Source organism: Streptomyces actinomycinicus (genome assembly GCF_016741775.1).
GTDB lineage: Bacteria > Actinomycetota > Actinomycetes > Streptomycetales > Streptomycetaceae > Streptomyces > Streptomyces actinomycinicus.
In genome coordinates this window covers 17180-35509 of record NZ_JAERRK010000036.1, presented here as the reverse complement: position 1 = coordinate 35509, position 18330 = coordinate 17180, and the positions used below count along the sequence as shown (strand labels likewise).

General features: G+C 71.9%; 15 protein-coding genes. 13 read left to right on the top strand and 2 right to left on the bottom strand.

Going from position 1 to position 18330, the window contains the following annotated elements:
• The 6 genes from JK359_RS37535 to JK359_RS37510 form a co-directional block, all read left to right on the top strand.
• Positions 1-1096: RICIN domain-containing protein (locus tag JK359_RS37535; RefSeq protein WP_201844118.1), on the top strand; the 1096-nt coding region annotated here is incomplete at its 5' end.
• A gap of 174 nt (positions 1097-1270) precedes the next feature.
• On the top strand, positions 1271-1711 hold the full coding sequence (locus tag JK359_RS37530) for an ATP-binding protein (RefSeq protein WP_269139082.1): 441 nt from the start codon (positions 1271-1273) through the stop codon (positions 1709-1711).
• A gap of 448 nt (positions 1712-2159) precedes the next feature.
• Complete coding sequence (locus JK359_RS40300; protein ID WP_201844116.1) at positions 2160-3203, top strand: peptidoglycan-binding domain-containing protein; 1044 nt, start codon at positions 2160-2162, stop codon at positions 3201-3203.
• Between the two features lie 413 nt (positions 3204-3616).
• Entirely contained in the window at positions 3617-5068 is a 1452-nt protein-coding gene (locus tag JK359_RS37520; protein WP_236679066.1) for a S1 family peptidase, read from the top strand.
• Positions 5069-5256: 188 nt separating this feature from the next.
• The gene (locus JK359_RS37515) at positions 5257-6336 is read left to right on the top strand and encodes an RNA polymerase sigma factor (RefSeq protein WP_201844114.1); all 1080 of its coding nucleotides are present in this window, start codon (positions 5257-5259) and stop codon (positions 6334-6336) included.
• Between the two features lie 141 nt (positions 6337-6477).
• Positions 6478-7851 (top strand): Cys-Gln thioester bond-forming surface protein, encoded by a 1374-nt coding sequence (locus tag JK359_RS37510; RefSeq protein ID WP_201844113.1) that lies wholly within the window; start codon positions 6478-6480, stop codon positions 7849-7851.
• 59 nt (positions 7852-7910) lie between these two features.
• On the opposite strand, the gene JK359_RS37505 is transcribed toward JK359_RS37510, so the two are convergent.
• The gene (locus tag JK359_RS37505; protein WP_201844112.1) at positions 7911-9551 is read right to left on the bottom strand and encodes a sigma-70 family RNA polymerase sigma factor; all 1641 of its coding nucleotides are present in this window, start codon (positions 9549-9551) and stop codon (positions 7911-7913) included.
• A gap of 419 nt (positions 9552-9970) precedes the next feature.
• Here JK359_RS37505 and JK359_RS37500 point away from each other — a divergent pair, with 419 nt between their 5' ends.
• The 7 genes from JK359_RS37500 to JK359_RS37470 all read left to right on the top strand — a co-directional run bounded on the left by JK359_RS37500 (position 9971) and on the right by JK359_RS37470 (position 15256).
• Positions 9971-10396 carry a hypothetical protein gene (locus tag JK359_RS37500; RefSeq protein WP_201844111.1) on the top strand — a complete coding sequence of 142 codons (426 nt, stop codon included), beginning with the start codon at positions 9971-9973 and terminating at the stop codon, positions 10394-10396.
• Between the two features lie 84 nt (positions 10397-10480).
• On the top strand, positions 10481-10897 hold the full coding sequence (locus tag JK359_RS37495; protein WP_201844110.1) for a roadblock/LC7 domain-containing protein: 417 nt from the start codon (positions 10481-10483) through the stop codon (positions 10895-10897).
• Positions 10898-11005: 108 nt separating this feature from the next.
• Entirely contained in the window at positions 11006-11818 is an 813-nt protein-coding gene (locus JK359_RS37490; RefSeq protein ID WP_201844109.1) for a gamma-glutamyl-gamma-aminobutyrate hydrolase family protein, read from the top strand.
• 224 nt (positions 11819-12042) lie between these two features.
• Entirely contained in the window at positions 12043-12438 is a 396-nt protein-coding gene (locus JK359_RS37485; protein ID WP_201844108.1) for a recombinase family protein, read from the top strand.
• Between the two features lie 41 nt (positions 12439-12479).
• A complete protein-coding gene (locus tag JK359_RS37480; protein ID WP_201844107.1) occupies positions 12480-12701 on the top strand; it encodes a hypothetical protein in 222 nt (73 codons plus the stop codon).
• A gap of 62 nt (positions 12702-12763) precedes the next feature.
• A complete protein-coding gene (locus JK359_RS37475; protein ID WP_201844106.1) occupies positions 12764-14749 on the top strand; it encodes a sigma-70 family RNA polymerase sigma factor in 1986 nt (661 codons plus the stop codon).
• A 120-nt stretch (positions 14750-14869) separates the two neighbouring features.
• The gene (locus JK359_RS37470; RefSeq protein ID WP_201844105.1) at positions 14870-15256 is read left to right on the top strand and encodes a recombinase family protein; all 387 of its coding nucleotides are present in this window, start codon (positions 14870-14872) and stop codon (positions 15254-15256) included.
• A gap of 9 nt (positions 15257-15265) precedes the next feature.
• Here the strand turns inward: JK359_RS37470 and JK359_RS37465 are convergent, their stop codons facing one another.
• Positions 15266-18160 carry an ATP-binding protein gene (locus JK359_RS37465; protein WP_201844104.1) on the bottom strand — a complete coding sequence of 965 codons (2895 nt, stop codon included), beginning with the start codon at positions 18158-18160 and terminating at the stop codon, positions 15266-15268.
• Positions 18161-18330: the final 170 nt, after the last annotated feature.

Below are 18330 nucleotides of genomic sequence, written 5' to 3'. Positions count from 1 at the left end.
CACCTCACCCCTGTTCGTCATGAACATCGCCTACGACGCCTATCTCGGCCGCTACATCGGCACACCGCAGGCCGTCGACCAGAGCGGCAAGGCAGCCCAGCAGCTCTACGTCACCGACGACCTGAGCACCCAGAAATGGCGCCTGCTCGGCGACACCGGCGACTACACCACCGCCTCCTGGTACCGCTGGCTCCTCGACGGCGGGAACAGGACGGACAGCATGATCATCGGCAAGAACTTCCGCTCCTACTGCTCGTTCGGCTGTTCCAAGGGCTCCTTGGGCGAGTACGTGGACATCACCGTGGACTCCTCCGAGCCCGCCGCCGCTCCCGTCGAGCCGGACAAGCCGTACCGGATCGGCAACGGAGCCGGCCGCCTCCTCGCCCAGGTCTCCGGCGGCTCCGCCACCACCTCGGTGGCATCCGTCTCCGGGAACGACCTGACGTCATGGGCCTTCTCCCCCAACGGCGACGGCTCGTTCCGCATCGCCAACGCCTCCACCCACCAACTGCTGGGCGTCGACTCCACGTCCACCACCGGCCGCAAGTGGGGCACGAAGCCGGTCGTCAACGCCGCGGGGGCCCATGGCCCCACTGTCGGACAGCAGTGGTTCATCGTCCCCAGCGCCTCCGGCAAGGGCACGCAGGCCACGACATTCCGGCTGGTCAACCGCTACAGCGGCCTGGTGCTCGGCATGTCCTCGGACACCGGCCGGCTCGCCGAGACGACGCCCGCCCGGCACTGGACGAACGCCACCGGCAACGCCGTCGGCGGCTCACGCACCGCGGGCGAACAGACCCTGACCTTCACCCCGTCCGCCTCCGCCTCGCGGCCGGCGCCTTCCAGCAGCAGCACGTCAGACATCCCCCCGCGTACGCCGCCCTCGGGATCCCCGTCGGCCGGCACGACCTCGAGCGACGCGGCGACCGGTGCCGGCAGCTGCACCGATCCCGCCTGGGACAGCACGACGATCTACACCGGCGGAGAGACCGTCTCCTACCGGCACGGGCGGTGGAAGGCCCGGTGGTGGACCCGGAACAACGAACCCGGAGGCCCCACGAACTGGGGGCAGTGGGAAGAGGCCGGCGTCTGCTGAAACCCACGGCCCACCGTGTCGGCACCGTCATGGCGGCCCGGGCCTCCAGGGATCTCACGACTACCCAGTCGCCCGATTGCGTAGGCGACTGGGTAGTCCTCCGGATATTTCTTTGCCCGGTTTTCCCCGACATTCGGATATATCGCTTCCACGACACCGGAAGGGTCTCAGGAGATGATCACGAACGTCGCAACACGCAGCAGCCGCGTGGAATGCACGCGACTCCAGATCACCACTCCGAATGCCGGTCCCGCTGCGGTCCACGATCTGCGCCACCGCTTGGAGCTGACACTGAGCGCCTGGGGTCTCGAGCCCCTGATGGACACCGCCGCCCTGCTCGCCTCGGAGGTGCTGAGCAACGCCGTCGAGCACGCTCGCGACACGGAGCACGACGGTGCGGCCCCCACTCTCCGCCTGACGGTCTCCCGCAGATGCGGCACTCTCCTCGTCGAGGTCGGGGACCCCGACGAGCATCTGCCCTGCATGCGCGAGGCCGCCGACGACGACGAGAACGGCCGCGGTATGGCACTGCTGCAGGCCCTCGCCGACAAGTGGGGCGCCGAATCCGTGCAAGGCGGCAAGAAGGTCTGGTTCACGCTGAGAGTACCCAGGTAGAAAGCCGTGTCCATACGACGGAATCACCGGATTCAGCAGCACCGAATATCGCAACATACGCCATCGGCACACCACCATTACACTTTCGACTGGATTTCGCGAATGAATTCTTTTACCCGCAACGCTCGCAGCCCACCTGGTTGCCGGACACCGACGGCGGAACCACCGCCCCGCAACTTCTCGCCTCACCGGCCCCACCTTCTTTCCCGAACCGGAGGAGCACCCGATGCACGACCGCATTCCTGACCACGACACCGCCGCCGTATCGCAGAGTGCTGCGGGCTAGACGTGACGTGACCAGTGAGCCGGCGATGCCGCTCTCGCCGGCGCCTGAAGGGCGAGGGCCTTCCGGGACGGATGTGGACGCGACGACCACAGCCGGCCGGGAGGCCCTCGCACTCACGGGGAGACCTTGTCCGCAGGGGCGTTCCATGAAGGAGGACCGCCAGTGGCGACAGAGCAGTGCACCACGTGCGGTGCAGTCCTCGACCCCCACCGCACGCACTTCTGCCCGGCGCTAGACCCGCAGGAGGCGGTACGGACAGCCTTCGAGACCCTGCTCCAAAGGCTGGGCCCGGACGTCCTGAGCACGGAAGACGACCCCGAGCCCGACCCCGCCGCGGGCGCCCCGTGGCCGGAGCCGCGGGCGAGCGGCACGGTCCGGCGAGAGGACGACGCCGTGCACCGTGACAGCGGACCTCCGCCGGACGACGCGGCGGCACCGCCCCCCGTCTTCGAACTGCCGGACGCGATGTCCGGTCACGCCGTACCGGACGACGCAGCGACACCGCACAGCGTCACCGGTCCGCCGGACGCGATGCCCGATCACGTCGTGGATCACGGCCCGGACGTTCCCCTTCGCCTCCGCCGCCGTCCGTGGGTCAGGAGCAGAGGGCCGGCCGTCGCCGCCCTCGCGCTGGCCGGTGCGAGTCTCCTCGTCGTCTACGGCCTCGACGGCTTCGAGGACACCTGTGGCGGCGCTCCGAGCGGCACGGCGCCGGCCGGCCCTGCCGCCTCGCCCGTGCCCGGGACGGACGTTCCCCCCGCGCTGCCGAGCGGACCGCCGCTGCGGTCCCGGGTCACCTCGGCCGAGGAGATACCGGGCCGGCCGCCGCGCAGCACCTCCTCCGCCGCCGGGGACCGGACGAGCGGGGACGGACCCACCCCGTACCGCGCGGCGAAGGACTACGCGGTGTCCGCGCCGCCCTCCGCAGCGACCGAAACGCCCGGCGACACGAGCCGCCCGCGACACGAGAGCCCGGGAGTCCCCGTGCTGCGTGAGGGCGACAGCGGCCCGGACGTGGAGGACCTGCAACGTCGCCTCAAGCGGTCCCTGTGCCTGTGCTACCTGCTGGGTGCCGTGGACGGTGTGTACGACCGCGACGTCACCCGAGCGGTCGCGTCGTACCAGGCCGGCCACAACGTGCAGGGCGACCCGACGGGTGTCTACGGGATCAACACGCGGCGCGCCCTGGAGGCCGAGACCTCCTGAGGCCGGCTCCCCGCCCAGCGCCGCCGCTTCGCGCTCCACGCCGGGCTCTCTTCCCCCGGCCCCCTGGTAAAGGGAACGCAAAACAGCAGGCTCTTCTCGTGCACGTCCCCTCCTCCACGATGTCCGTTGCGAGGAACGACACAGGGGGTGCACGCCAGTCAGACCCGGTCGCGTCTGCAGCTCAGGCCCGCACCGGTCATCTCTGTCCGCGCCCTTCAGCTATCTCATCCACGAGTGGGACGGTGCCCGCCGTCCGCGATACCAGGGCCGGCTCCTCGACGGCCGGTCCTTTGGAGATGGGCAAGTTGAGACACAGACGTGAAAGAGAGAAGAGAGAGAAGAGACGAACCGGTGCCCTGGTCGCGGCCGGCGCTCTCGCCGTCGGCGCGGCATCCGTCGCGCTCCCCGCCGCCATGGCCGACACGGACTCCACGGCGGGCCCCAGAACGTTCAGCCTCCCGGTGGCCACCCAGTTCGCCGCGTCGCTGGTGGGTCAACTCGGAGCGGACAAGTCGGCCGGCTGGTACTACGAGCACTCGGGCGGCAAGGTCGTCGTCAACGTGACTGACCAGGACTCCGCGGACAGGGTCACCCGTGACGGGGCCGTAGCCAGAGTGGTGACCTACAGTGCGGCTCAACTCGACATTGTGCAGAGGAAGTTGGGAGACACGGCGACGATTCCGGGCACCTCCTGGCACGTCGACCCCAGGACGGACAAGGTTTCGGTCACCGCGGACAGGACGGTCGTGGGGCGGAAGTGGGATCAGCTTACGGCGGCGACCCGGGCGTTGGGGGGTGCCGTCACCGTCAAGCGGTCGGCGGGGAAGCTGAAGGAGTTCGCGGGCAACGGTGGTGACTCGATCAACAGTGGCAGCGCCATCTGTTCCCTCGGATTCAACGTCATCTACCAGGGTGCGCCGGCCTTCCTCACCGCGGGCCACTGCGGTGAGGGACCGTGGGACACGGGGCTGGGCCAAGGCACGGTCGTGAGCAGTGGCTATCCACGCAGCGACTACGAACTCGTGAAGTACGACGCCGTACAGGCGCAGCCACCCAGCGCGGTGAACCTCTACAACGGCAGCACACAGCCGATCACCCAAGCAGTCGAAGCCACCGTCGGCATGAAGGTGCAGCGCAGCGGACAGACGTCCGGCCTGCACGGGGGCACCGTGATCGGGCTGAACGCCACTGCGAACTACGAGAGCGGGTCCATCAGCGGGCTGATCGACACGGACGTGTGCGCCGAAGACGGTGACAGCGGCGGCGCTCTGTTCTCCGGCAATGCCGCGGTCGGCCTGACCTCCGGTGGCGGCGGCGATTGCAGCTCGGGGGGCGAGACGTTCTTCCAGCCGGTCACCGCCGCGCTGCAGGCCACGGGTGCCCAGCTCGGCTCGGGTGGCGGCAGCACGACCGGCGGGGCCGCGGGCAGCACGGTGTCCCCCAGCCCCGCGCCCCCGACCGGCGGCGGAGCGGGCGGCTCCGGCGGGGCGGCCGGCGCGGGCGCGGCCGGCAGCGGAGGCAGCGCGATCGGAGACACTCCGGACTGCCCCGGGGACGCCATCGGAGTGGCCGCGAACGGTTCCGCCGCCTACGGCGGTGGAAGCAACGGCAGCGCCGTCAATCCCCCGGGTTACGACGACGCAGCGGACTGGAGCGACTACCCGTCGGGTTACGGCGACGGCTCGGTCTCCGGCGACTACCCGTCGGGGTACGCCGACGGCTCGGACCGGAGCGGCTACTCGCCGGGATACGACGACGGATCCGCACAGGACCCCTACGCCTCCGCATACGGCGACGGGCCCGCCCAGGGTTCATATCCGTCGGGTTACGACGACGGGCCCGTGTCCGGCCCGGCCGCCTATTGACGGGGCGGGCGATGGCAGGAGGTCGCGGTCGAGGCCGTGGCCTCCCCCGACCCGGGCGGGCAGTGTCCGGGCACAGACGAAAGGGAGGCGGCGCAGTGTCCCGGAGAAGGCGGTCCGGCGGGTCTCGATCCCCCTCCGCGTCCCCTCACCCGCCCGGTGGGGCACCGGGGCTCGTTCCCTGGGCGGAGTTGCCCGACGCCGTGCTCCTGTCCGTACGGCGTGCGTCGGCCGCCGGCACCGCGGCCCGGCAGGGCCATGCCAGGGCCGCCACCGCGGAACTGCGCCGGCGGCACTTCCCCGCGATGCTCGCCTACGCCCGGTTGTGCGCGGACCAGACCTTCGCCCGGGTCCTCGCCGCCGAGGCCCTCGAGCAGGCCCTCCTCGAGCCGGGCGTCCCGTTCCAGCGGGCGCCCTGGCAGCACCATCTGCTGACCCTCGTCCACCGGACCGCTGTCGAATGGGCCCGGGCCGGTCACACCGACCGGCTGTCCTGCGGCCTGCTGTCCTGGCTGGCCGCGCACCACGCGCTGGGCCCGGTGTCCGGCGGGGGCGTCCCGGAGCACGACGGTGCCCTCCTCGCTGCGTTCCGTCGGCTTCCCGAGACGACACGGGCAGCGGTGTGGCACACGGTGGTCCTGCCGGGCGACACGGTGTGCGGGGGCCGGCCGTCCGGCGGCCGGCAGGCCTCCGTGCCGGTACTCCGGGACAGGGCTCTGGAGGACTTCCGTCGCACGTACCTCGACGTGTTCGCCGACCGCGTCGGAGACGGCCCCTGCCGCCTCCTCGTCCCTCTGATCGACCTCGCGACCCGCGGGGACGGCACGCCGCACAGCTGCGACCTCGAAGAACACATCGCTCACTGTCCCGACTGCTGCCGGGCCCGGCGCGATCTCCTCGCCCTGACCGAGCACCCCGCCAGGACCCTGGCCGACGGCCTGCTGCCCTGGGGCGGCACCACTCTGGTCTCCCCCGAGCGGGGTGACGGCGCCCCGGTTCCGCCCGGCACGACACCGGCCGCCCGGCGGATCAGCACCTTCGCCCGGAAGCTCACCACGCCTGACGTGCTGGCTCCCGCGGGTCTGCTGATCGTCATCCTGCTCATCAGGGCCCTGCCCATGCCCGCAACCCTCTACTCCACGACCGACCCCGCGCCCACGCACCCTCCCAGTTCGGCCACCGCGGCCCCGAACCCGGATCCGCTTCCCCCGGCGGGGACGAGCACGCCTCCTGCGACGCCGGGAACACCTGTGCATCCGTCTGCGAGATAAAGATCTCATAAACCCCCAGGACCTCAGGGCCCCTACTCCCTCTTCAGCGACACGGAACGGCCACCGCCGTCGGCAGTGGCCCTCCGCGGGGCATCCAGCCCGGCCGTCCGCCGAGCGGCCCGGACAGAAGGTGGGGATCGAATGGGGCGTACACGAAGCACCGGTGGCGTCTTCCGCACGGTGTTGCTGCTGACCGTCGGCGCCGTGTGGGGCGTCGCCGCGCTCACGGGGACCGCACGGGCCGACGACAACGGCGCAGCGGCCACTCTGGGCGACTTCGTCCACGCGGACGAGGTGGAGATACAGGGCGAGGACGGCTACGAACTCACGGCCGGGACGAGTTCCCTGACGCTCGACGGCCAGGAACTCCAGGTGTACTGCATCGACCTGTATCACGGAGCCGTCGACGGAGCGGCGTACACGGAAACCGACTGGAGCAACTCGACTCTCTCGGGGAATCCGGACGCCGGCAAGATCGGTTGGATCCTCGGCCACTCCTTCCCGAACCTGAGCCCGGAGCAGGTGGCGCAGAGCGCGGGTATCGACTCGCTGGACGAGGACACGGCAGCAGCGGGGACCCAGGCCGCCATCTGGCACTTCTCCGACAAGGTGGATGCCGTACCGCACGATCAGGCGGCCGCGCGGCTCACCGAGTGGCTCACGTCCCATGCCGAGGACGCCGGCGAGCCGAAACCCACGCTGCAGCTGTCCGCGTCGACCCTCGCCGGGAACAGCAACGAGAGGATCGGCCCCGTCACCGTGACCACCAGCGCCGACACGATCGGACTGACGCTGGACGACTCCCCCGACGGGGTGCGGATCGTCGACGGTCAGGGCCACCCGGTCACCTCGGCCGGCAACGGGGACCAGCTCTACTTCTCCGTGCCGCCGGGGGCGGCCTCGGGCAGAGCGCGGCTGACTGCGACCGCCGTGAGCCCGCCCACCGTGGGGCGTGCGTTCAAGGCGGTGGACGGCTCCAGTCAGACCCTCATCCTCGGCGGTTCCGCTCCCGTTTCCGTCACGGCCGAAGTGAGCGTGAACTGGGCCGAAGGGTCGCACGACGTGATTCCGGCGGCCAATGCCGAGGAACACTGCGACAAGGGCGGGGTGCTCGTCACGCTGCAGAACTCGGGTGACGAACCGTGGTCCACCACGGTCGCCGGCCAAGAGGCCGTCGTGAAACCGGGAGGCAGCGCGGACGTCCTGGTGAAGGTGCGCGAGGGTGACGCGTACGACATAGAGGTCACCGGGCCGGGCGGGTTCTCCAAGAGGTTCCAGGGCGCACTGAAGTGCACCAGCTCGACCTTCCGGCCCACGCCGCCCGCTGCCGCACCGGGCACGAGCGGGTCCTCCGGCGGCGGGGGCCTCGCCCGGACGGGCGGCGGCTCCGCACCCGTCGTCATGGGCCTGGTCGGCGTCGCCGCGGCACTCACGGGCATCCTGCTCCTGGTGGTACACCACCGCGGTTTCCGTACGTCCAGGGCCGGCCAGTCGCGGAAGTCGCGCAGGCACTGACCCGACTCCGCGCGGAGGGCGGGGCCACCGGTACCGGTGGCCCCGCCCTCCATGCCCCGTCAGGCGTCCATGCGGAAGCCGAATGACGGGGCGTCGACGTACATGTGGCTGGTACCGATGGTGTCGCCGGGCGTGCCGTCGCTGTCCGACCAGTCGTCCAGGATGAGGTACATCTCGTCGGTCTCGTCGATGAAGTTCACGCCGTCGTCCGACGACTCGTCGCACTGCAGCCACACCTGACTGCCGTCGTCGGGGTCACAGGGCCGCTGCTCCACCGGGGAGTCGTCCTCGGTCGCGCCCGAGCTGGTGAGGCAGAGCCCGCTCGCGACGTTGCGCAGGCGGGTCCCGCCGTAGTAGTTCCCGGCGTCGGCCGACACCAGGTCCCACAGCTGGGCCGGGGTGCCGTCACACGCGGCCTGGCGAGGCCGGGCTCCCTCCGCCGTGGTGCCGCCCGCGATCTCCATGCAGGTGTCCGTCGGCGCGATGCGCAGGCGTGTGCGCGCGTCGGCCTCCGGCGCCCACGAGGGTGCCGGAGCGGGACTCGCCTGGGGGCTGGGCCGTTGCCGGGCCCGGGGCGGCCTGGTGGGCGCCGGTTTCGGCGTGGGGGAGGCCGATCGGCGCTTCGCGGACGCCGACGGCGACGCGGACGGCGATGTGACGAGCGAGGACATGACGGCCGACGGGCCGCTCGGCGGCGGCGCCGCGTGACCCTTGCCGTCCTCCGGCCCGGGCAGGAGCGAGCCGATGGTGACGGCGAGGGCGATCGCAGCGGCCGCGGCTCCGGCACCGAGGCCGGCCGCCTTGGCCCTGGCCGTCAGACCGGTGGGCCCGCCGGTCGCCGGAACGGCCTGCTGCGCCGTCAACGCGGCGGTCGCGTGGGTTCCGCCCGCGCGTGCGGTGACGTAGGCGGCACCGCCCCACAGCAGCACGCCCGCGGTCAGCGCGGAGGGCAACTGCGTGTTGAGCCGCCTGAGATCGGCCATCGCGCGGGTGCAGCGTTCGCAGCCGGCGAGGTGGCGCTGGAGGCTCTTGCTCGTCCGGCGTCCCGTGCCGCGGACCGCTGCGGCGAGCAGACCGCTGTAGTGCAGACACTCGCCTTCCGTGCCGAATCCGGCGATCACGGCGAGGTACGCCTCGCGGAGACCTTCCCGGGCACGCGCGGCCAGTGAGGCGACTCCGCTGGGGCTCAGTCCCAGCAGTGCGCCGACCTCGGCCGTGCTCTCGCCCTCCACGAGCGTGTGCCACAGCACCCCTTGCCACCGCTCCGGCAGTGAACGGAAGGCCTGCAGCACGAGGTTGCCGTCCTCGAGGCGCAGCAGCCGCTCCTCGCCCGTTTCGACGGGGTCGCAACCGGGCACTTCCGTGAGCCAGTTCTCGAAGTCGGGGGAGAGATCGGTGCGGCGCGACGTCGCGCTCCAGTCGGCGGCGACGCGCCGGACCACGGCCAAGAGGTAAGGGCGCCAGGCCTGTTCGGGGCCATGTCCGCCACGTACCGCCTGGATGGTCCGCGTGAAAGCCTCCGCGGTGAGTTCCTCGGCGGTGTGCCACTCCCGGCAGCAGGTGCGGGCGTAGGACGACACGGCCACGCGGTGACGTCTGTACAGTTCGGAGAGTTCGGCGTCCGCCGCCGATGTGCGTACCCGCGCCGTCAGTTCCGCGTCGGACCGGGACGCGAGGTCCTCCTGCTCGCTGGGTGGCACAGCGTCTCCCCTCCGCCTCGGACAGATCCGCCGACGACGGACGCGGCCCGTCTGCGGGCCGGTGTCCCGTCGAAACCTGGTGTCCGTCGCCGGCCGCCGGCCGCTTCACCGCTCCTGCACGCCGGCGCTTCGAGCGGACCCCCACGCGTGGCGGCCGGTACATGGCCGGCGCGGACGGAGCTGTAGAGCGAACCCCTACCGACACATCCCGCCCCGTTACCCGAACGTTACGTTCCGGTCTGGGCGGCCCAGCCGGGGCCGGGGCGGCACTCCCCGCCGCGCGCAGGGCTTCCGCCGCGCACCCGCACCGTCCCCCTAGGTCTCGGCAGAGGGAAATAGGGGTGACCCCGCATTGCTCCGGACGCGCGCGCGATCTTCCGTGGACAGGGAAGCAACGACTCCCCCGGGAGGACCCCGCCATGCCCCACCGATTCCGCCCGTCGAGCAGCCCGGGCGACGCCCGGCTGCTCCTCTGCCCCCTGTGCGACGAAGGGCGCGTCCCCGCCCGCACGGCACGGCCGGCACCGCTCGTCACGCTGCCGGCCCCGGTCCACCGGCCGGCGATCCGCTGCACGCACCACTGCTCCACGGCCTCCCCCCTGGGCCCTCGGCTGCGGCGCAGGACCGGCTCGGGTCCGGGGGACACCGGCGCGGCCCGCTCGAGCGGAAACGTCATGCAGCGCGAGAACGCCGTCGCGAGTCCCCCGCGGTCGCAGAGCCTGCGGGCGGCCGGACGGGCGCGGCGAAACGTCCGCATCGGTTACGGCGGCTACCTGTACCGGCGCCTGGCCCGGCTGCTGACCTGCTGCCGACGCCTCATGATCACCGCGACGAGAGTCCTGTGAGCCGGTGCGGCATGCCGAGCGGGTCGCCTGTGCGCGTCATGCGCTGCGGAATCCGCGTATCCGCGTCCCGGAAGGGGATCGTCGTTGACAGCGTTCGAGCCGCAGGACGTGCGGCCGCTCGATCAGTGCATGAACGAGCTGGTCGGCCTCGTCAAGGGAATCCGCCACGCCGTCCTGATCTCCCGCGACGCCCGGTTGATCGCCGCCTCGAGCGGGCTGTCGGGCGGCGATGCCGAGAACCTGGCCTCCGCCGCACACGGCATGCGCACCGTGGCCGACGAGCTGGGACGCCTCTCCCGGGCCGGAGCCGTCCTGCACGCCATGGTCGAGACGGAGCACGCGTTCCTCTCCCTCGCCGCCGTTCCCTACGGACGCTCGCTGGCTGTGATCAGCGACGCGGGCGCGGACATCGGCCGCATCGGATACGAGATGACCTTGCTGGTGAAGCGTGTCGCGGCGCCGTACGAAATCCCGGGACAACGCATCTCCCGGGACGAATGAGCAGGCCAAGGCACATGCCCGGTCGTGGACCGGCACCGGATACGACCCGCCGGCCGGGCTTGGCCCACCAGACCGGTCGGCCCCGGGAAGCCGCGCCGAGGAGGGAAAATGAGCTGGACAGCCGAAGTCCTGAGCCCGCGACCACCGTGGCCCGCCCCCGGTACGCCCCTGCCGGGGCAGCGCGCCGGCACGGCTCACGCCGCCTGGCCCTGGGCCACGGAACACTCCCGTCCCGTGATCGGGGTGAGCGGCTACCCCGACAGGAGCGTGGACCGCAGGGAACGGCCGGCGGCGTCGGTGGCCCTGCGGCCGTACCTCGACGGTCTCGCGCGTGCCGGGGCAGCAGCGGCCCTGCTTCAGCCCTGGGGGCACAGCGCGTGGTCCGCGCTCGACGCCATCGACGGCCTGCTGATCCCCGCGGGCCCCGATGTGGACCCACTGCGCTACGGCGCCGAGGCCCACCCGATGACCGGGTGCCCGGACCGCGCCCAGGACGCCTGGGAGTTCGCCCTCCTGCGCGAGGCCCTGATGCGGGACCTGCCGGTACTCGGCGTGTCCCGGGGCATGCACCTGCTCAACATCACCTTCGGTGGCACGCTCCTGCAGCATCTGCCCGACCGGTTGGGCAGCCGTCATCGGCCGGAGCAGGGGTTCTCCGCCCATCACATGGTGCGCGTCGGGAAGTGGAGTCTGCTGAGCAAGATCCTCAGCAGCGCTACGCCCGTGCGGTGCTTCCACCATCAAGGGGTGGCTCGGCTGGGAGCCGGACTGCTTCCCGCCGCCTGGAGCCAGGACGAACTGGTCGAGGCCATAGAGCTGCCCGACCGCCGGTGCGTCCTCGGAGTGCAGTGGCGGCCGGACGCCGACCCGCAGGACAGCCGTCTGTTCGAGGCGTTCGTCGCGGCCAGCGCCCGACGGTGACATGCCGGCGATGCAACGTTCGACGGACAGCGCCCACGGCGGCGGGGCAGCCCCGCGCCGTTTCGGTCCCCGCCCCCTACCGCTACCCAGAGACCGGCACCGCCGCCCGGCGATTTCCTGTCGGTCCGTCCCGCATTGTTACGCCCTCACCGCCGGGGCTTGTCTGGAGATGCCGCGCCGACGGCGCCGCACCGCAGGTCATCCCGGTGATCCAGGAGGAGATCATGCAGCTCGATGACACCACTCCCAGCGACATCGGCGTCGGCGCGTACCTGTGCTGCTCTCCGTCCCGCTGGTGGGGATGGGACCTGCACCGTTTCGCCCTCCGTGACTACGCCCGCCGGCACGGCCTGAGACCGCCCGACGTCTACGCCGACGACGGCTGCTGTTCCGAGGGAGCGCTTCCGGAACTGGAGCGGTTGGTACGGGCCGTCGAGGCCGGGGACTACCAGGTGATCCTGCTGTCCGGCCGGTGCGTGCCCTCCGTCTGTTCGGCGGACGCGGAACTCATGGCACGCATCCGGGGTGCGTCCGGCTGCGACATCGTCGAAGTGCCCCCGCTCTTTCCCGGCCCGTCACGAGCCGTGCCGGCAACCTGTGCAGAGAGGCCCGGCCTGTGAGACACCAGAACGATCCCGCGTGGCAGACCTGGGTGGGTCACATGGTGACCCTGGACACGGGGATGGTGGGACGCGTGTCGTCCGCCGCCACCTCGCACCGTTGCGAAGTCCTCAGCGTCATGAACCAGCGCGGCACCCTCATCCACACCACGTCCCGTCACGTCGTGGCGTGCGAGAAGCTCGGCATCCGCCTGGAGCCGCGCCCCGACCCCGTACTGATGCGCCGGCGGGTGCGGACCCTGCACCTGCCTCCCGGACATTGACCCCGTCACGGCCGACCGGCCCGACGGCCCACCTGTCTCCGCGAGGACCACGAGGGCGTTCCATGGTTCCTAAGCAAGGCTCCGCGCAGCACTGGGAGTCCGCGTCCGATGCCGAGCTCGGGCGTGCGATCAGGGCCGGCATCTCCGCCGGACTGCACTCCCTCATCGATCAGCAGGCAGGCGAACACAAGGGCGTCGACCTGAAGGCCGTGGGCCGCAAGGCCAGGGGCCTGCGCCTGCCCCGTACGAAGGCCGCTCACCGGGCCGCCGACGAGGCGTTCGCCGAGATGTACCGCCGCCACCAGGGGGCGGTGCTGGCGTACGCACGCACCTGCTGCCGCGACCCCCACACGGCCGAGGACCTGGCGGCCGAGTCGTTCACCCAGACGCTCCGGGCCGTCCGGGCCGGAACCGGGCCCGACGCCGCATGGCGGCCCTACCTGCTGAGCGTCGTCCGGCACACGGCCGCCCAGTGGATGTCCACCAGCCGCCGCGTGCAGTTGTCGCAGGACTTCCACGCCTGGGCCGAACACCTGTCGGCGCCCGGCAGCGATGTGGAACAGGCCATGCTCGAATCCGAGGACCGTTCCCTGGTCATCCGCGCGTTCCAGTCCCTGCCCGAGCGCTGGCAACTCGTCCTGTGGCACACGGAGGTCGAACGCGAGCCGGCCGACGCCGTGGGAATCATGCTCGGGATCACGCCCTCCGGGGTCTCCTCCCTGGCCCAGCGGGCGCGCGAGGGCCTGCGCGAGGCGTACCTGCAAGCGCACCTGGCCCGCATGGACAACGAGATCTGCCGGCCCTACGCCGGTCTGCTGGCCGCCACGGTGCGGCGCAGCGGGGCCCGCCGCAGCAAGGCGTTCGAACGGCACATCGCCGAGTGCTCCCCCTGCGCGACCGCGCAGGCCGAGCTGACCGGCATCAACGAGCGGCTGGGGTCGGCGCTTCCCGCCGGGCTGTCGCTGTGGGGTCCGGCCTGCACTTCCTCGCGCGGCCAGGAGGCGACGACGCCCGGTATCGCGGTGCCGGAGGGAGCCGACGACCTGCCGCGGGGCGACCGTGCCGACCAGGACGGCCGCCCGGGCACCCACCCCGACGATCCCGACGCCGGCGCCGGGGCACTCGGGGAATCCCGCCCCTCCGTACCCGGACCCCGGAAAGCGCCGGCCACGACGTCCCGCGCGGCGGCGGCCGGGGTCGCCGGACTCCTCACGACCGCGATCCTCACCTGCGGTGTGCTCCTCACCTCCAGCCGCCCCTCCGATGTCACCGTCACCCCGGACCTACCCCGCCGCACCACCCGCACAGACGCGGCGGACGACCCCACGGCATCGCCGCTCCCCCTCGCCATGGCCAACGGCGAGATGCCACTGCCGCCGGGCGTGCAGGCCGCGAGCCCCGCCCCGCTGCTTCTCCCCCGGGCCCCACGGCCCCCTGGTCCGGACCCGGTACCCTCGCCACCGCACCCGGAGCCCCCGGACAGCACTGCTCCCGGGACCCCGCGTCACACGGACCCGCCCCCGTCCGCCCGGCCCGCTGCCTCCTCCCCCGCCTCGCCGGTGTCCCCCGCACCGGGGACACCCGGACCGTTGCTCCCCATCCCCAAAGGGAACTGGTCCCTGCTGTACGCCGACAGCGAGGAGCTGTACGGCGAGTCCGGCCGGGCGGCCAACGCCTTCGACGGTGATCCGAACACCTTCTGGCACACCGCCTGGTACTACTCCTCGGACGATCTGCCACACGAGATCCGGATCGACCTGGGCGCCACGTACGTGCTGGAGGGCCTCGCCTACCTGCCGCGCCAGGACGGCGGGACCAACGGCACGATCGGCGACTACAAGATCTACGTCTCCGCCTCGCCCGGCGCATGGGGCAAGCCGGTGGCCAGGGGCACGTTCGCCGACTCCACCGCGGAGCACTTCACCGTCTTCGGCGCCAAGACCGGGCGCTACGTGCGGCTGGTCGCCCTCAGCGAAGCGGGCTCGCGGGGGCCGTGGACGAGCGCGGCCGAAATCTCCCTGACCGGCAGGACTCCGGCCGACCGGTGACGCACGGCTCCGCCGGCAGACGGCCCGGGGAGGCCGGACACACCGATCCCGACGATTCCGCAGCCAGCCCATGACACGTCGGCACCGCTTGCCGCACCCGACCAGCGAGGAGAGCCGGAAATGAAATCGACCACAGCACGGAACGGCCGAATCGCCGCCGTCTACCTGCGTTACTACCCCCAGGACCAGTACCGGCCCAACATCGACCGCCGGAGAATACGTCGCTGGGCCAACAAGCTGGGACTGCCCGAACTCGTCTTCTACGTGGACAACGGATGCCCGTCGGGCACCCCCCGGCCGGAGCTGACCCGCCTCGTCCGGCATGCGCAGAGCGGCGTCTACAAGGTCATCTTCATCCCGGCCATGGACGCGCTGTCCACCTGCGCGGCCGAGGCCCAGGACCTGTCCGCGCGGCTGAGCATGCGCGGCTGCCAGGTACGCACCTTCGCTCCGTCCGGACAACGGGCGAAGACGAAGACGCCGAAGACGAAGAGCCGCCGCCGCTGACGCCCGGTGTCACGCGTCGTAGCCGGCCAGGACCGACCGCACGGCCTTGCGATCGGTGATGCCCAGCTTCCTGAGGACACTGGCCACATGGTGTTCGACGGTGCGCGGCGACAGGAACAACGCCTGCGCGATGTCACGGTTGCCGGCCCCGCCGGCGAGAAGCTGGGCGACCTCGCGTTCACGCGGGGAGAGTTGCCCACCGTATCCCCGCCGCCCCCGGGACGAGGGCTGGGCGAGCCCGAGCGACCGCAGAGCCTGCTGGCAGCGTGCGGCGTCCGACGTGGCGGTGAGCCGGGTGTACCTCTCGGCCGCGCTCATCAGTTCCCGGCCGGCCTCCTCGGGATCGACGGTGATCAGGGCGACGGCGGCACGTTCCGCGGCCCGGGTCATCAGGTAGGGGCGGCCGATGTGTTCGTACAGGGCCGCGGTGAAGCCGAACTCCTCCTGTGCCAGCAGGGGTTCGACGTCGAGCGCCAGCAGGCCGCGGCACACGTGCAGTTCCGCGGTGGCGGCGGGTGCGTCGCGGCCGACGAGGCCCTGTTCGGCCTCCGCGGTGAGCGCCTCGGCCTCGGCCCGCCGGCCCAGTGCCACCGCCGCCTCGACAGCCGCGGGCACCAGCCCGGTGCCCCAGGTCCAGCGGCCGCCGCGGCGCAGGACTTCCAGGGCGGGTCCGACCGCGGACCATGCTGCCCGCGGGTCGCCCTGGGCCAGCCGGACCCGGGCGCCGCCCGCCGCTCCGAGGTAGAGCCACAGCACCTCGTGGCCCTTCTTCCAGGCCGAGACGACGGACGTGTAGGCGTCCCACGCCTGCGCGAGCCTGCCTCGGGCCGCCATGATGCCCCCGTCGACGTACGCCTCCAGAGCCTGGGCCTGAGGCATGTCGGGGAACTCCGCGACCAGCGACGCGAAGCGCTCGTCCAGGGCCTCCCACCGGCCCGCGAGCCACTCGGCGACCAGCAGGTAGAGCCGGGTGAGGCAGTCCAGGAACGGGCTGTCCGCGAGATTGGCCATCTGCGCGCCCTCTTTCAGCAGCGCGACCGCCCGTTGATCGTGTCCGAGCCGTAGCCCGTACATACCGCAGTTGAACAGCGCCCGGCTGGTCTGCCGGAGGATCTCGGGGTCCTCGGCGTGACGGGGCAGGGCGTCCAGCAGCGCCCACACCCTGCCGTCGGCGATGTCCGCCATGACGGTGAGCCGGTTCGTGCGGATCGCCGCGCGGGCGGCCTCGTCCGTGCTGCGGGCGACGGTCCGCTCGGCACGGTCCATCCACCGCAGCGCCTCGGTCATCGGACGGTCGTCCTCCACCATGGCCAGGGCCGCCATGCCACGCGCGGCGAGTTCGGGGCGCTCCGCCTCCAGCTCCGGGATCGCCTTCTCGATCTCCTGGTGGCCCGACATGTCGAGGCCCTGATTGCGCAGGATGAGACCGAGGTTCAGACGGATCTCGCCACGGGTGACGGGGGGGAGCTGGGGATCGGCGAGGATCTTGCGCAACGTCGCCACCGTGGAGCTGTACTCGATCCGGTTGTAGGCGATCCGGCTGAGGCTCAGCGCGGCCCACGACCGCAGGCGGGCCTCCAGACGGGGCTCGGCGAACATCTCGTGGAGGATGCCGGCGGCAGTGCCGTCGTCCCCCCGCCCGATGGCCTGGTCCGCCGCCGCCTGCGCCTGGTGCAGCCACGCGGTCCGGTCTCCCGTCGCCCCGGTGTGGTGAGCGATCTGTACCAGCGGGGGGACCGGCTGGGACCACAGCGCCTGGACGGCCCGCCGGTGCAGATGGTTGCGCTGCGGCCCCAGCAGATCGGCGTAGACCACCTGCTGGGCCAGTGCGTGCCGGAACCCGTACAGATCCGGGCCGCTTTCGCGCAGGACACTGGCGTGCAGCGCGTCCACCAGGCCCGCTTCGGCCTCTTCGGCCTCCAGACCGGCCACCTCCCGCAGCAGTGAGCACGAGGACGGGACCGCCAGTACGGCGGCCGCCTCCACCAGGGCGACCCCCGGCGCGCCCAGGCCCCCGACCCGCTCCAGCACCGCGTCGCGCAGACCGCGCGGGATCTCCGCCTGCTCCAGGGCCAGGGACCAGTCGCCGTCGGAACCGACCGTCGCGGGCCCGCTGCGCTGCCCCCTGTGCCCCAGGGTGATCAGGTCCTCCTCGACGAGGAGGGGCAAACCGCTGCTGCGCTCGTGCAGCACTCGTCCCAGGCGGCGACAGGCCCCTGTTCCCAGGGCGGCTTCCGCAAGGCTGCACACATCCGTCTCGCTCAGCGGCCGGAGCGAGATCTCGGCGCCCGATACACCGGGAGGCCGCTGATAGGGCGCCCCGAGGATCGGCGTGCCCTCCGGCAGATCTTCCAGACGATAGGTGGCGACGAGCGCCGTGTCCGCCGGGAGATCCCGAGCGAGGGTGAGCAGCAGCTCGCGGGTGCCCTCATCGGCCCACTGGAGGTCCTCGACCACGAGCACAGCCGATGCCACGGCCTGCAGCACGGCGCGCACTCCCTGCACCATGCGGTAGCCGTCAGGTCTGCTCTGCGCCGCCTCCGGCGCGACCGGTGGCAGTACGTCCGCGAGTTCCGGCAGCCATCCCCTCAGCACGCCCGCGGAGGGCCCGACCTCGGCTGTCAGCCCGGCTCGTATGCCGCGCAGCGCTTCGAGAACGGGGCCATAGGGCATCGGCTCCCGCAGGGGATGACAGACGCCCCACAGGACGGTCATGCCTTCCTGGGACGCCCGCGCCGTGGCTTCGGCCAGGAGGCGCGACTTTCCGATTCCCGATTCGCCCTCGACGAAGACCACGGACGGTCTGCGCCGTACTGCACTGAGGAGTGTCTCCAGCTCCGATTGGCGTCCCACCAGGGGAAAGGCGGTGATGGACGGGAGAACTCCGCGCTCATCCAGGGTCATGGGCAGGCCTCACTCGCGTCAGCTCGTGGGTTGCGAACCCTCGTTCCATGCTAGACCGGACCCTCGGCGGTTGCTTTGCCCGGGCTCGCGAGCGGAGATAGCGTGGAGTGGCTCCGCCGGGATCCGGCGAAGCGTTGCGTTGGTCCGAGCTACCGCGAGGCGGCGAGAAC

What these genes read in the sequence shown, in the direction of transcription:
- JK359_RS37530 (WP_269139082.1), top strand. Translation starts at nt 1,271, where the DNA reads ATGATCACGAACGTCGCAACACGCAGCAGCCGCGTGGAATGCACGCGA.
- JK359_RS37520 (WP_236679066.1), top strand. Translation starts at nt 3,617, where the DNA reads ATGGCCGACACGGACTCCACGGCGGGCCCCAGAACGTTCAGCCTCCCG.
- JK359_RS37490 (WP_201844109.1), top strand. Translation starts at nt 11,006, where the DNA reads ATGAGCTGGACAGCCGAAGTCCTGAGCCCGCGACCACCGTGGCCCGCC.
- JK359_RS37500 (WP_201844111.1), top strand. Translation starts at nt 9,971, where the DNA reads ATGCCCCACCGATTCCGCCCGTCGAGCAGCCCGGGCGACGCCCGGCTG.
- JK359_RS37485 (WP_201844108.1), top strand. Translation starts at nt 12,043, where the DNA reads ATGCAGCTCGATGACACCACTCCCAGCGACATCGGCGTCGGCGCGTAC.
- JK359_RS37465 (WP_201844104.1), bottom strand. Translation starts at nt 18,160, where the DNA reads ATGACCCTGGATGAGCGCGGAGTTCTCCCGTCCATCACCGCCTTTCCC.
- JK359_RS37510 (WP_201844113.1), top strand. Translation starts at nt 6,478, where the DNA reads ATGGGGCGTACACGAAGCACCGGTGGCGTCTTCCGCACGGTGTTGCTG.
- JK359_RS37475 (WP_201844106.1), top strand. Translation starts at nt 12,764, where the DNA reads ATGGTTCCTAAGCAAGGCTCCGCGCAGCACTGGGAGTCCGCGTCCGAT.
- JK359_RS37470 (WP_201844105.1), top strand. Translation starts at nt 14,870, where the DNA reads ATGAAATCGACCACAGCACGGAACGGCCGAATCGCCGCCGTCTACCTG.
- JK359_RS37480 (WP_201844107.1), top strand. Translation starts at nt 12,480, where the DNA reads ATGGTGACCCTGGACACGGGGATGGTGGGACGCGTGTCGTCCGCCGCC.